Consider the following 13,631-nt stretch of genomic DNA (forward strand, 5'->3'; position numbering starts at 1 on the left):
TATGCTCATGAATTGATTATTTTAAGATGGATTTAATTTCCTGCGATTTACTTTTTGACTTCTTCCCAAATTTTTAGCATCGGGACAGGCATCGGCAAACGTTCTATTTGCTCTCGGCTTAGCCAGTCGCCCTGCGCAAAAGACTCACATTTCATATAATAGCTATTTATATGCCAAGTTAAATGTGAAAAAACATGTTTAAATGTAAGCAACTCATGTTCGGCATGAACATTTACTGTAAATTCTTTTTTAAAGTTTTCTACTGTAGATTGGCTTGTGTCAATCATCGGAAATTGCCATAGATTAGCAAGTAGACCTTTCTCAGGACGCTGCTGCATTAAAAATCGTCCGTTTTCATCTTCACATACAAGGACATCATATGTAAGGTGCTTCATTTTTATTTTTTTTGATTTGACAGGTAATTTGTCTGGTTCCCCTTCATTAAACGCCGTACAATATTCTCGTACTGGGCATAATAAACATTTGGGCGAGGTAGGTGTACAAATAAGCGCGCCGAGTTCCATTAAACCTTGGTTAAAAGAGGAAGCATGCTCAGGATCAATGAGTTTCTCCACCGCTACTTCGAAAACTTTCTTCGTTTTTGGCATAGCGATGTCATCATGTATATCAAGTACCCTACTTAAAACTCGCATAACATTACCGTCTACTGCATGTTCAGGCTTGTTGTAGGCAATACTTAAAATAGCACCTGCAGTATAGGGACCAACACCTTTTAATTTTGATATTTCGTGGCGATTGTCTGGTACTACGCCTCCGTAATTTTCTAAAACCTCACGAGCACCTGCTTGTAAGTTGCGAGCTCGAGAATAATACCCAAGACCTTCCCAATGCTTCAGTAAGTATTCTTGTGGTGCTTCTGCGAGCAAATCTAATGTTGGAAAACTTTCCATAAAACGATTGTAATAAGGAATAACTGTGTCGACACGTGTCTGCTGTAGCATCACTTCTGATACCCAAATTTTATAAGGGTCAGTTGTATGTCTCCACGGTAAGTCGCGTTTCTCAGCGTTAAACCAGTCGACTAAAGATTGTCGAAATTCTGTTACATATGGGTAATTCACAGTGACCTCCGTTGTTTTTACGATTTAATTTATGATGAAAAGGGTATACAATTAAGAAAAGAACATTCGGGTTTAGTCGACAAAAATCGTCTCCTTTGCTTGAATGTCATAAAATTTAATAGATCTTTTATTATTATTGAAATAAAGATGTATGCACATTGTACTCGATTTTACCGCATACTAGGAGTGGATATTTTTGGATTCAGGTACACATTTCGTTATGGGTATTGCCCTTGGCGGTCTTGCATTAGCCGACCCTGTAGTAGCCAATCATTCAATGACTTTTACAGCAGTAATGGCAGGGACAATTATTGGCTCACAAGCTCCAGATGTCGACACTGTGTTAAAGCTACGTAATAACGCTATCTATATTCGACATCATCGAGGAATTACACATTCACTACCAGCTGTGGCTATTTGGCCTATTTTAATTACAGTTGTTTTATCGCTTATTTTGCAAGACGTAAATGTGTTTCATTTATGGCTTTGGACCTTTTTAGCTGTTGGCCTTCATGTCTTTGTTGATATTTTTAACGCCTATGGTACGCAAGCAATTCGGCCATTCTCTAAAAAATGGGTAGCATTAGGTGTCATCAATACATTCGATCCAATTATCTTTTCCTTACATTGCCTCGGTATAGTGTTATGGGCATTTGGCACAAATCCAGTTTGGACATTTAGTATCATGTATATCGTAATTGTGATTTATTATATTTTACGATTTGCTGTTCAAAGAGCTGTAAAAAAAGCTGTGCATCATACCATTCAGGACGAGGAATATGTTATTGTAGCACCTACAATGCGCTTCTTCCACTGGCGAATCGCAGCCAAGTCTAAGACTCATTATTATGTTGGGCGTGCTTATGGAAGGACTGTTAATATTTACGATAAATTCGAAATCAAGCCTTTACCTAAAACTCCAGTTATAGATGCGGCAATGAAAGATTCTAATCTAGCTGCATTTGTGTCCTTCTCTCCAATGTACAGATGGGAAATTTCAGAACTTGAAAATGGCTTAACAGAAGTAAGGTTAATCGATTTACGTTATCGTAGTGATAATCGCTATCCTTTCGTAGCTGTTGCACATTTAAACGATGATTATGAAATTGTTACGTCTTATACAGGGTGGATTTTTACAGAAGATAAACTACAGAAAAAGCTACAAATTGGCGCAAGTAATTAAGCAGTAAACCCTGACCAATAGTGGTCAGGGTTTTATTATTGTAACATATCATCACTGGCATCTAAGAAATGAGCATATTTCGGATTGCGTCCTGCAAAAACATGTAATTTATCACCATAGCTTGCAATTAATTGACGCACAAGATTTTCTGTGTACTCTGCCCCACGATAAGCATATCCTGCTTTCGCAGCTGTTGATTCAAAATCACTCCATAATAATTCCACCCAAACTCGTGCCCGTCCAACAGACATTTGTGGATTTTTTGCTAGTAACTCTGCTGTTAATTTTTCAAGTTTTTCTTCCATTTACTTACCCGCCTTTACAGGGGATAATATCGATACAGGTAATGCCTCTTGGTACTTGTCCCCGCCTAAACGATGTCCCCAAGCAAAGCGACCCTTTAAATAATCTACTTGGAAAAACTCATTATCTGAACCATCAATACGATACATTTCTCCAGGAACAATCGTATCCAGATCTACTAAATACGCTGCTGCCATTAAAGCTTTGCGCTCATAAACAGCAAACTCATTGAGAATTCCTAGCTGTTCTGCCTTTCGAGCTTTCTCTTTTAGAAAAGCAATTTCTTCTCGCAGTTCGTGCTCGGTCATCGCAGCATAATTTTTTTCGTTCATTCTTCATTCTCCTTCTCTTCTATAAAACGATCTATTATTTCTATAGGAAAACCCTTTTGATAGAGCGCCTGTTTAACTTTCATCTTTAGCTCATAACCAGTATACTTCGATACATACTTTTTCCAAACTTTTTCGCCTTGAGTATTTAATAACTGCTGCCAGTTATCATCATCCTGCACTATCTCAACTTGGCTAAGCACCTCTTCCACGATCGGAAATGCATAACCTTTTCTTAAAAGAAAGTCCTGGATCTTGGTCTTTATTTGTGTTGGCGTTTTCTTATTCTGTGAGCGAATAATTTTCTCCGCTAACTGCATTGCCAGTTTTAATTGTTCCTCAAAACTATATGTAGCAAGCACTTCATCCTGCAAATTTTTCTCAATGCCCTTTTTAATAAGATCTTGTCTAATGGCTCTCGGCCCTTTTTTCATCGTAGCCTTCTTGGTATCAAGCAATGCCTTTGAATAGTTTTCATCATTGATAAAGCCATAAGACTTTAACTTCTGAATTGCCTCCAATATTACGGCTTCTCCAAAATCTAATGCGAGCAGTTTTTTCTTCACCTCATGCTCGCTTCGCATTTGATAAGAAAGAAAGTTTAACCCCTTATTAAAGGCCTTACGTATTTCATCCTCATAGGCAATCTCTTGGATTTCAAATTCATCAAGCACCTTTCCCTTTGTTAAACCGAATTGAATAAGTATGGCTTCATCAACTGGAAAAGCATATTCCTCATTTATATAGATATTATATCGTTCAGGATTGTTTTTTTGACGTGCAATTTTCGTAATTATACGCATAGCAAACACCTCACTATTGCATATTATAGCATTTCTTTTTTTAGGGAGCAGTGATCTGACAAGAGGGTTTTGCTTTCATTCGCGAGTATTCCTCTTCACTCCGCGAGTATTTCTCTTCACTCCGCAAGTATTTCTCTTCACTCCGCAAGTATTCCTCTTCCTTCCGCGAGTATTTACGCTTATTCTGGAATGCACTGAAGATGTTCGCTTTTGAGTTAAGTGTTAAACTTACTAGTAAGTGTTTTTATTCGATCAGAGAAGAGGTGCTTGTTATGAAAATCGTTATTGCAGGTGGCACTGGCTTTGTCGGGAGTGCACTCATAAAGCTATTACAGGATAATGGACATGATGTTTTTGTCTTAACACGTCATCACTCAAGACTAGAAAATGGTATTCACTATGTACAATGGCTACAGCAGCACGAGCAGCCTTTGCCTTTTTTAGAGGGTGCTGATGCCTTTGTTAATTTAGCAGGTGTTTCATTAAATGATGGGCGCTGGACGAAAAAACAGAAGAAGGCTATTTATTGGAGCCGAATGAATGCAACACTTGAATTAGTGAAGATAATGGACTTGCTAACGTCAAAGCCTAAAGTTCTTATCAATGCTAGTGCCGTGGGGATTTATCCTACTTCTACAGAAGCTGTCTATCATGAGGATTTTATGGACTATGCCCATGATTTTTTGGGTACAACCGTCCATGATTGGGAACGACATGCGAAACGAGCAGAATCATTAGGGATTCGCGTGGCTTTTGCACGCTTTGGTGTCATCTTAGGCCGAAATAGCGGTGCTCTACCACCTATGCTATTGCCCTATCAAATGTATATAGGTGGAACAATTGGTTCTGGTGAACAATGGCTCTCTTGGGTACATATTGATGATGTAGTACGCGCAATTTATTTTGCGATTATAAATGAAAATATTCGTGGTCCATTTAATGTAACAGCTCCAAATGCTATGCGAATGAAAGAGTTCGGACAAACAATCGCAGAAGTCATGGGCAGACGCCATTGGATGCCTGTCCCAAGTTTTGCGATGCGTTTAGCTCTTGGTGAACAAAGTTCGCTTGTTTTAGAAGGACAACATGTGCTGCCCACTATTTTACAACAACATCATTTTACATTTAAATATCCTGTTTTAAAGCAAGCACTTGAAGATTTGCTAAAAGCTCAGAATTAGAAAAAATTAAGTTGGATAATTTTTTTATAAACTACGCATTCTAATGAAAAAGAAAGGATGCGTTTTTTATGTGGAAACAACATATTGTAGGTGCGGTAATTGCTACTTTTATTATTGCCGCAGGAATTAGTATTAATCCTTATTTCGCTGCTGGTTCTGATGAGCACCATTGGGGCTTTAAGCGTGCTAAAAATGGTGAGCAGGCGGAAGCAGGAGCGCAGCTTGATCAGCTACTTGACCAATATGGTGCGATTTACAAAGGAAAGCCAGATAAAAAAATTGCCTATTTAACATTTGATAATGGCTATGAAAACGGCTTTACTGAAAGTATTTTGGATACATTGAAAAAAGAAAATGTACCAGCAACTTTCTTTTTAACAGGGCATTATTTAGACAGTGCCAGCGATTTAGTGAAACGCATGGTGGAAGACGGTCATATTATTGGGAATCATTCATACGGTCATCCCAATATGGCGCGACTTTCTCCAGATGGAATGCGTGCGGAATGGCGGAAATTTGATGGGAAGTTACGTGAATTAACTGGAATTGATCGTACAACATATGCTCGGCCACCTGAAGGTTCTTTCAATGCAAAACTTTTAGAAGTCGGAAATGCTGAAGGCTATCGCCATATTTTCTGGTCTGTGGCTTTCAAGGATTGGATGAAGGATGAACGTCGTGGTGCGGATTATGCCTATAACGCACTTATGGAACAATTACATCCTGGTGCTGTTATTTTAATGCATACTGTAGCACAGGATAATGCCGAAGCTTTACCAATGTTTATTGCGGAAGCTAAAAAGCAGGGCTATACCTTCTTATCGCTTGACGATTTAGTATTGGAATATGAAGATTTTCCTGTCGCTTTGCAATCGCCTGCTCCTTCGTTATAATGGGGAGATGACATTATAGAGCAGGGACGTGGAATGTTTGACGCAGCAAACAACAATGACCGTGGGACAAAAATTCCCACTAACAATAAAAAGGCTTGGTATTAATGGTGAGGGTGTAGGGTTTTATAAACGTAATGTAGTTTTTGTAAAAGGAGCTATTCCCGGAGAAGAAATTACAGCTCAGGTGACGAAAACACAGCGTAATTTTGCTGAAGCAGAAGTTTTAGACATTCGTAAAGCTTCGAAGCATCGTCAGGAGGCACCTTGCCCAGTTTATAACGAATGTGGTGGCTGTCAACTTCAACATATGACATACAATAAACAGCTACTTGAAAAGCGAGACATTGTCATTCAAGCATTAGAACGTTATGCCAAACCTTTAACTGAAACGATCGAAGTACGTAAAACACTTGGTATGGATAATCCTTGGCACTATCGTAATAAAAGCCAATTCCAAGTACGTAAAGAGGGTAAGCGTGTATACGCAGGTTTATTTGCTGAAGGAAGCAATAAGCTCTTGAATATTAATGATTGTCTCGTACAGCACCCAGTCACTTCTAAAATTACCGTAGCCACAAGAAAGATTTTGCAAAAACTAAATATCACTATATACGACGGTCGTACGCTAGATGGTTTAGTGCGTACGATTGTTGTACGTACAGGGATTCGTACTGGTGAGACACAAGTAGTTCTTGTCACAACACGAAAAGAAATCCCTCATTTAACTGAACTTATCACACGTATAAAAAAAATCGATCCGAGTATCGTATCGATAGCACAAAATATTAATCGTGAAAAAACATCATTAATATTTGGTGATGAAACCATTGTACTGGATGGCAAGGAAACGATTCATGAAGAGCTTGGTGAACTAGCCTTTGATTTATCAGCTCGTGCCTTCTTCCAGCTAAATCCAACACAAACTGTTCATCTTTATGATGAAATAAAAAAGGCCGCTGCATTAACGGGGAAAGAAACAGTTGTTGACGCCTATTGTGGTGTTGGAACAATTGGGCTATGGCTAGCAGATCAGGCGAAAGAAGTACGTGGGATGGATGTCATTCCAGAAAGTATTCAAGATGCGCGTAAAAATGCGCGCAACCATGGCTTCAAGCATACAAAATATGCAGTCGGCACAGCCGAAAGTGTCCTTGCCAAATGGCGCAAGGAAGGTTTTACTCCAGATGTCATTACAGTAGACCCACCACGAACTGGACTAGCACCAGAATTTATTCGAACAGTGCTTAAGCTAAAACCTAAGCGTTTTGTTTATACGTCCTGTAATCCATCCACTTTGGCGAAGGATTTACAACAATTATCAAAGCTTTATCATGTTGAGTATATCCAGCCTGTCGATATGTTCGCACAGACGGCACAGGTGGAATGCGTTTGCAGCATGGTTTTGAAACCTGAGTATCAGAAATAGTTTGGCGACTTTTTAGATGCAGTCTGTATATTACAGGCTGCATCTTTTTTACCTTGGTTTCCTTTTTATATGAATGAATGAATAAATAAAAAACACATCAAAATTAATTGATGTGTCAGACTGTAGACAAACTCAAAAAATTTGAAAGTTTGCCTACAGTCTGAGAGTAGCACATGCTACTCTTTCTCAATAAAAATATTCAATTCAAGCTTCTTCATAAGCATTTTTCATTCCGTGATATAAATTAATATCTTTAAAATCGTCTTTATTAATATGTAGTTGTACACTTACCTCATACAAAAAATAAAGCCATTCCGTATCATTTTCCTCAACAGCTTTAGCACAAGCATTTTCTATATATATACTATTCACATGACGTTCTAGACTCTTTATATAATCTAAGGCTTTTGATGCTCCTGGCCAATTCAAATCCTTAAATAATTCATATAACTTAGGCAAAGCCACTTTGTTATTTGGATAGCCGATAGATATGACGACATCGACTGCGTTCTCCCAACATTCTTTTGAATATTTTTGAAATATAAGTGGCAATAGTTCATTGGGAATTTGACAAAGAAATGCTTTTGCTTCGTTTTGAATTGTCTCTGGCAAATTCCAATTCAAATTATAGGAATAATAAATCACTAAATTATCTTTCATAAAAATGCATACCTTTCAAAGAAACATTGCTTATTCCCCTTTAAGTAGACAATATAAAAAAGACTGTAATTACAGTCTGAAAGGACATCTCAAAATAAATTGAGATGTCCTTTTTATGTAACGCACAGCACAGGCTGCCTGGTGGATGATGGACGGTCCAGAAAAGTCGATACCTTAACCAATACCCCAGGATTTAATAGATTTTTAAATGTTAAACTTTTAGCTTTTATCAAAAGAACTTTGACACGTAAGTTTTGATCTTTCACCTTTAACCTTTAAACCTTCATATCAGTTTAGTTGAAAGTTTCCTTTGAGTAAGACATGTTTTACGTTTTAACTCGCACACATGCCTTTAAGCGCGAGCGACTTTTCGTTTTCCATTTTCGCTAGACCATGCCTATTTATTTCGTTAAGCTTCCACTTCAATAAATGTCGTAGCATTTGATTCCGATAGGACAGCATCAACCTCTGATTCAAATTCTTCAATACGAGTGCTCAATGACTCAATTTGTTTTTTGACATTTAAAGGATCAATGATTTCATACTCATTTCTCTTCATAAATGTTTCAGTATGTAATTTGACTTCATCTGGAGACTGTTTATCTTTATTACCTAATATGTTAATTAAATAGGTTTCCAGTTTTGCAGGTAATGCATCATTTTCTTTGGCAACGGTATTAATGGTTGAACGATATTGATGCTGCATGATTTCTAGCAAATTCTTTTCATATTGAATAGATTGTTTCCGTTCGATTGCCTCTGCTACAGTCATTTCTTCCTTACCAACTATCACCTTTGTGCTAGCGTTAGACTGTACAACTAGAGCTTTTATTTTATTTCGATAGCTAATCAAGCCTACCACCTTATCATAGGACGCTTGCATTTGCTTTTCATATTCTTGAATGTCTACACCATTCATTTTACGATTACTTTTTCGATTAGCTACTACTGCACTAACCTCATTCGTCGCTGTCTCAATTCGTAGGTTCAGCATCTTTAATTCTGTTAAGGCACGATGAATAGATAGTTTTTTCATTTCAGTCATGATAAAACCTCCTTCTTAAGCAAGTGTTCTTTCATTATAAAGAGAAAGATGTATAAAGTCCAAAATTACCCATTTTATTTTTTATTGCTTTCATAAGAACATGCCTGTATAATACATTTCTAGGTGCCAAACCTATGTAACTTGGACGGAACATCCTTGTTACGCAAAAAAACGCCATAACAGCACGGATTTGCTGGGCGTTTTTTGTTTTTGAGCGGGAGATGAGCCCCGCTCTTTTTATTTTGCCATTAATGTTTGTTTATGCTTTTGGCGTCCAAATACAAGTAGCACCATAGCAACAGCTAGCAACAACATTGCTACAAGTAAAAGGAAGCTATAATTTTTTACATATTCTATATAAACGCCACCTAAAAAAGGCCCTGTTAAACTACCAATACTTAAAGCAATTCCACAAAGTAAATTTCCTGTAGGCAGTAACTCTTTTGGTGTTAGATCAGCCATGTATGTAATCCCTAAAGAAAACATGGAGCCAACTAAAGTGCCTGTTAAGAAAAATGCTATAGCCACAGCTAATTGAGAGTGCTCTAAAAAGCTGGCGATTGCAAAAAGCATAGCGCCTCCAAACGAGCCTACCATCAAGATATTCCGTCTTCCTACTTTATCCCCTAATGCACCAAGTGGTACTTGTGTTAAAATCCCACCAAATGTAAAGACAGATAGAATAATAGGGATCATACCTACTTCGTAGCCTTTGCGTAAAGCATAAACTGGGAATAAAGCATTTAATGAAGACTCAAGGAATCCATAAACGAAAGGTCCTAAAAACGCCATCCATCCAAATAAAATAGCCATTTTGTAGCGTTGCCATCCTCTTGCATTTAAGTCGCCTGTTAGTCGCTCAGGTTTTTCATTTTGTAAGAAAAATACAAAAGACCATGCAAACAAGCACATGATGGATGATATGATAAACGGTAACGCTTCAGCAATCTCAATCAGCTTCACCATAAGTGGCCCTACGGCAAAGCCTATACTAAATGACAAGCCATAGATGGCCATTCCTTTTCCCAAACTTTTATGATCTGCTGTGCTTGTAATCCATGTTTGGGTCGCATAATGCAAGGCATGGTCCCCTACTCCAATGAGCAAACGAAGGACAAACCAGAAGGTCACACTTTTCCAGAAGGGAAATGCTAGCAAAGATGCAAAAACAAGTGCTCCTCCAACTAAAATAATTGGTTTGTAGCCCCATTTTCGTAAAGGCTGCTCGATAAATGGTGAGATTAATAGTGTTCCTATGTATAAACCTGTTGCATTCAAGCCATTCAATGCCGAGGATACGCCATCCCGTTCAAATATGATCGAAATAAGCGGTAACAGCATCCCTTGTGAAAAGCCTGATATGGATACAATTAATACTAAAATGGTAAATCGTTTTTTGCTGTAATCTGAGAAGTATGTCATCTTATCCTCCAATATCGTCATTCTTCCAAAGAACAGCATATCAAAAAGCCTTAGCGCTCACCACATGTGATTTTACGCTAAGGCCTAACTAATCCTTATATTCATTTAATTGTATAAACACGAAATTCGGCTTTTGATTATTACCGGATACTTGTTTAAACTCCCTCCTTTTCGAGTTAGCTTTGCAATGATACTTTTTCCAATCAGCTCCTTTACTTTATCTTAAAACAACTTTAACATACAACCTCAATATTGTAAATATTCTGCCTATTGATTTTTAAAATTAATCTCTTAGTCCTAGGTGTTTACCTAAACATTGAAATTTAAGCCCAAATCAGCTACGATAAAAGGGATGAAATGAGGTGTACGAATGTCAAAGCCAATCACTGATAAAAAACAGCAAGTAACCTACTTAAAAGAGCGTCTTGAAATTTTTTTAGAAGTATTAGATGCCCTTGATCCCGAAACTGCTGAATTAGAGGATATCGATCGCTTAATTCAAATGATGGATGATTTAGAAGATAAAATGGAGCAGTTTAATGCTCGTGAACAATAATGAGTCAAAACAAGCGAGCATATTATATGCTCGCTTGTTTTTTAGTGGCAGTCCCAATTATAAAGTACCTTGCTAAAATCTTTATTGTTTAGCTCTTCTGCTGTAATGAAGAAGTTGCCGACACCACAATCGCCCCAAAGGATATCATCACCTACACTATCAATCTGTAATAACATGATTGTAGAGTCCGTATAATCACCGTATGCTCGTGGATCTTCCTGTGTAAAGTACGGATACCCACCTATTTTATGTCCATCACCAGTCAAAGCATCATAGAAAGCATCTTCTAATGTATCATCATCCTCTATTGATGTTAAGATACTGGCGTACATGTCATTACTTCTAAAATCATCAATGGACAATGGTTCAAAGCCTGCTTGAAAGGATAGTGCCATTTCACGCTCTACAGGAAAATACATCTCCTCATCCACTAATTTGACAAATGAAAAATCTTGAACGAGCTTTGTTTCATCATGCACGATCGATTCATGGAAGATAACACGAAATCCTTCTTGATTTTGTCCATTATCAAAATCCATTCCTAACACATCGTCATAACCATCAATATAAAACTGTAATATTCCCTCTTCTGGAAAATTCGCTAGATGCTTTGGTACTTCTGTAAAATTAATTTGAGCTAATAGCTTCAAAGGTTGTCCATTGTTATTTGTTGGATATTCCATCGACAGTGGAAAATAGGGATCCCCTGCAAACTTACTTTGAAATAAAGATGTTTTGCTTACCTTCGTATCAACCAATACAACAGGCTTCATTGTTTCTTCTATTAATGGTCTATATTTTTCAAATTCTTCCGGTAATTCAAGTAAATTTTTAGCAGCCATTCAAATTCCTCCTAAATGTGGATTCACTTCTATTTTAGAACAAACGTTCTATTAAATCAACCCCTTCTCACAAATACTATGAAAACAAGCTTTAATTTAGGGCTCTCAGATAAGGACTCTTTTTTTCATTAGTTGAAAAGAGTATAATGTAACGTGGAAATAATCAATTTTTCTATGGGGGGCAATACCAATGAATCTACAAACTTTGGAGAAAAGTCTTTATGATTTAATTACTGAAACATCTACGAATTTACCTAAGGATGTACGTCGTGCTATTAAAAAAGCAAAAGAAGCTGAGAATGCTGGTACACGTGCTGCAATGAGCTTAGACACAATTGCAAATAATATTATTATGGCAGAAGATAATGTGTCACCAATTTGTCAGGATACAGGGCTACCAACTTTCAAAATCTATACACCTGTTGGCGTAAACCAATTAGAAATTAAAGCTGCAATCAAAAAAGCAATCAATGATACAACAGCAGATGCTAAATTACGTCCAAACGCGGTAGATTCTTTAACTGGTGCAAACAGTGGGAATAACCTTGGTGATGGTTTACCAGTTATGAAATTCGAACAATGGGAAAAAGATTACATTACAATTAAATTAATTCTAAAAGGCGGCGGCTGTGAAAATAAAAACATTCAGTACAGCTTACCATGCGAATTAGAAGGTCTTGGTCGTGCAGGTCGTGACTTAGACGGTATTCGTAAATGTATTTTACACTCTGTGTACCAAGCACAAGGTCAGGGCTGTTCAGCTGGTTTCATCGGTGTAGGCATTGGTGGAGATCGTTCTTCTGGCTACGATTTAGCAAAAGAACAATTATTCCGCCATGTTGAAGATACAAACCCAAATTCAGATCTTGCAAAATTAGAAGAGTATGTTGTCAAAACAGCTAATACATTCGGTATTGGTACAATGGGCTTCGGTGGTGAAGCAACATTACTAGGCTGTAAAATTGGGGTGATGCACCGTATCCCTGCTTCCTTCTATGTATCAGTAGCTTATAACTGCTGGGCTTACCGTCGTATGGCTGTGGACATCGATCCACAAACAGGCGAAATTATGAATTGGCACTACCAAGAAGGTGAAAAAATCACGTTCAAAGAAGATGAAGTAGCTGCTACAACAGAAGATACAACTACAAATCTAGTAGAGCTTACTGCACCAATTACGGAAGAACAAATTCGCTCACTAAAAGTGGGAGATGTCGTTTCTATTACTGGTCGTATGTATACTGGCCGTGACGCTATCCACCACCATTTAATGAGCCACGATGCACCAGTGGACTTAAATGGACAAGTTATTTATCACTGCGGACCTGTAATGGCAAAAGATGAGGAAGGCCACTGGACAGTAAAAGCAGCTGGACCAACTACTTCTATTCGTGAGGAGCCTTACCAAGGTGATATCATGAAAAAATTCGGTATCCGTGCTGTGATTGGTAAAGGTGGAATGGGACCAAAAACATTAAAAGCTCTAAATGAACATGGTGGCGTTTACTTAAATGCAATCGGTGGAGCAGCCCAATACTATGCAGACTGCATTAAAGGTGTTGACGGCGTTGATTTAATGGAATTTGGTATTCCAGAAGCTATGTGGCACTTAAATGTAGAAAACTTTACAGCAGTTGTAACAATGGACTCACATGGTAACTCTCTACATGCAGATGTCGATAAATCATCATTAGATAAACTTGCTTTGCATGCAGAAAGAGTTTTCTAATTAAATAAACGGTAGTAGTCATCCATTTGATTGCACCATTTTGTAAGGCACAGAATATTCCTAGTGAATAGACTGTGCTTTTTTTATTTAAAATCCCCTATCATCATCACCCTATGGTCAAAGTAAATATCCTTCAAACTTCCTACTTTATTTTTATAAATTCCTTTGTTATAATAA

General features: G+C 37.6%; 14 protein-coding genes. 6 read left to right on the forward strand and 8 right to left on the reverse strand.

Features of this window, described 5'->3' with window-relative positions:
* Positions 1-47: 47 nt before the first annotated feature.
* Positions 48-1,082 (reverse strand): A/G-specific adenine glycosylase, encoded by a 1,035-nt coding sequence (gene mutY, locus NV349_RS19670; RefSeq protein ID WP_036122236.1) that lies wholly within the window; start codon positions 1,080-1,082, stop codon positions 48-50.
* 196 nt (positions 1,083-1,278) lie between these two features.
* Between mutY and NV349_RS19675 the strand changes: the two genes are divergently transcribed.
* Entirely contained in the window at positions 1,279-2,265 is a 987-nt protein-coding gene (locus tag NV349_RS19675) for a metal-dependent hydrolase (RefSeq protein WP_036122239.1), read from the forward strand.
* A 35-nt stretch (positions 2,266-2,300) separates the two neighbouring features.
* Here NV349_RS19675 and NV349_RS19680 read toward each other — a convergent pair whose 3' ends face one another.
* Genes NV349_RS19680 through recX form a run of 3 tightly spaced genes read right to left on the reverse strand, consistent with a single transcriptional unit; the run spans position 2,301 to position 3,700 of the window.
* A complete protein-coding gene (locus NV349_RS19680; protein ID WP_036122243.1) occupies positions 2,301-2,570 on the reverse strand; it encodes a YfhJ family protein in 270 nt (89 codons plus the stop codon).
* On the reverse strand, positions 2,571-2,900 hold the full coding sequence (locus NV349_RS19685) for a YfhH family protein (RefSeq protein ID WP_036122247.1): 330 nt from the start codon (positions 2,898-2,900) through the stop codon (positions 2,571-2,573).
* Positions 2,897-3,700, reverse strand: coding sequence for a recombination regulator RecX (gene recX, locus NV349_RS19690; protein ID WP_036122249.1), 804 nt, complete (start codon positions 3,698-3,700; stop codon positions 2,897-2,899). Before recX ends, NV349_RS19685 begins: the two co-directional genes overlap by 4 nt.
* 272 nt (positions 3,701-3,972) lie before the next feature.
* Between recX and NV349_RS19695 the strand changes: the two genes are divergently transcribed.
* The 3 genes from NV349_RS19695 to rlmD all read left to right on the forward strand — a co-directional run bounded on the left by NV349_RS19695 (position 3,973) and on the right by rlmD (position 7,200).
* Positions 3,973-4,881, forward strand: a complete 909-nt coding sequence (locus NV349_RS19695; RefSeq protein WP_271910990.1) for a TIGR01777 family oxidoreductase — start codon at positions 3,973-3,975, stop codon at positions 4,879-4,881.
* 68 nt (positions 4,882-4,949) lie between these two features.
* The gene (locus tag NV349_RS19700) at positions 4,950-5,774 is read left to right on the forward strand and encodes a polysaccharide deacetylase family protein (RefSeq protein ID WP_036122253.1); all 825 of its coding nucleotides are present in this window, start codon (positions 4,950-4,952) and stop codon (positions 5,772-5,774) included.
* Between the two features lie 37 nt (positions 5,775-5,811).
* Positions 5,812-7,200 (forward strand): 23S rRNA (uracil(1939)-C(5))-methyltransferase RlmD, encoded by a 1,389-nt coding sequence (gene rlmD, locus NV349_RS19705; RefSeq protein WP_036122258.1) that lies wholly within the window; start codon positions 5,812-5,814, stop codon positions 7,198-7,200.
* Between the two features lie 204 nt (positions 7,201-7,404).
* Here the strand turns inward: rlmD and NV349_RS19710 are convergent, their stop codons facing one another.
* The 3 genes from NV349_RS19710 to NV349_RS19720 form a co-directional block, all read right to left on the reverse strand.
* A complete protein-coding gene (locus NV349_RS19710; protein WP_271910993.1) occupies positions 7,405-7,860 on the reverse strand; it encodes a hypothetical protein in 456 nt (151 codons plus the stop codon).
* Between the two features lie 409 nt (positions 7,861-8,269).
* A complete protein-coding gene (locus NV349_RS19715; protein ID WP_036122261.1) occupies positions 8,270-8,905 on the reverse strand; it encodes a hypothetical protein in 636 nt (211 codons plus the stop codon).
* A gap of 237 nt (positions 8,906-9,142) precedes the next feature.
* A complete protein-coding gene (locus NV349_RS19720; protein ID WP_036123066.1) occupies positions 9,143-10,327 on the reverse strand; it encodes an MFS transporter in 1,185 nt (394 codons plus the stop codon).
* Between the two features lie 370 nt (positions 10,328-10,697).
* Between NV349_RS19720 and NV349_RS19725 the strand changes: the two genes are divergently transcribed.
* The gene (locus NV349_RS19725; RefSeq protein ID WP_036123069.1) at positions 10,698-10,883 is read left to right on the forward strand and encodes an SE1561 family protein; all 186 of its coding nucleotides are present in this window, start codon (positions 10,698-10,700) and stop codon (positions 10,881-10,883) included.
* A 41-nt stretch (positions 10,884-10,924) separates the two neighbouring features.
* Here the strand turns inward: NV349_RS19725 and NV349_RS19730 are convergent, their stop codons facing one another.
* Positions 10,925-11,725 carry a YwqG family protein gene (locus NV349_RS19730; protein WP_089934591.1) on the reverse strand — a complete coding sequence of 267 codons (801 nt, stop codon included), beginning with the start codon at positions 11,723-11,725 and terminating at the stop codon, positions 10,925-10,927.
* 190 nt (positions 11,726-11,915) lie between these two features.
* On the opposite strand from NV349_RS19730, the gene NV349_RS19735 reads away from it, so the two are divergent.
* Positions 11,916-13,454 carry a fumarate hydratase gene (locus tag NV349_RS19735; RefSeq protein WP_036123075.1) on the forward strand — a complete coding sequence of 513 codons (1,539 nt, stop codon included), beginning with the start codon at positions 11,916-11,918 and terminating at the stop codon, positions 13,452-13,454.
* Positions 13,455-13,631: the final 177 nt, after the last annotated feature.

The sequence above is a fragment of the Lysinibacillus sp. OF-1 genome (assembly GCF_028356935.1).
Taxonomy (GTDB): domain Bacteria; phylum Bacillota; class Bacilli; order Bacillales_A; family Planococcaceae; genus Lysinibacillus; species Lysinibacillus fusiformis_D.

Bases quoted from the DNA above. Each gene is read 5' to 3' on its own strand.
- NV349_RS19695 (WP_271910990.1), top strand. From the start codon at position 3,973: ATGAAAATCGTTATTGCAGGTGGCACTGGCTTTGTCGGGAGTGCACTC.
- NV349_RS19735 (WP_036123075.1), top strand. From the start codon at position 11,916: ATGAATCTACAAACTTTGGAGAAAAGTCTTTATGATTTAATTACTGAA.
- NV349_RS19710 (WP_271910993.1), bottom strand. From the start codon at position 7,860: ATGAAAGATAATTTAGTGATTTATTATTCCTATAATTTGAATTGGAAT.
- NV349_RS19720 (WP_036123066.1), bottom strand. From the start codon at position 10,327: ATGACATACTTCTCAGATTACAGCAAAAAACGATTTACCATTTTAGTA.
- NV349_RS19700 (WP_036122253.1), top strand. From the start codon at position 4,950: ATGTGGAAACAACATATTGTAGGTGCGGTAATTGCTACTTTTATTATT.
- NV349_RS19730 (WP_089934591.1), bottom strand. From the start codon at position 11,725: ATGGCTGCTAAAAATTTACTTGAATTACCGGAAGAATTTGAAAAATAT.
- NV349_RS19685 (WP_036122247.1), bottom strand. From the start codon at position 2,900: ATGAACGAAAAAAATTATGCTGCGATGACCGAGCACGAACTGCGAGAA.
- recX (WP_036122249.1), bottom strand. From the start codon at position 3,700: ATGCGTATAATTACGAAAATTGCACGTCAAAAAAACAATCCTGAACGA.
- NV349_RS19725 (WP_036123069.1), top strand. From the start codon at position 10,698: ATGTCAAAGCCAATCACTGATAAAAAACAGCAAGTAACCTACTTAAAA.
- NV349_RS19715 (WP_036122261.1), bottom strand. From the start codon at position 8,905: ATGACTGAAATGAAAAAACTATCTATTCATCGTGCCTTAACAGAATTA.
- NV349_RS19680 (WP_036122243.1), bottom strand. From the start codon at position 2,570: ATGGAAGAAAAACTTGAAAAATTAACAGCAGAGTTACTAGCAAAAAAT.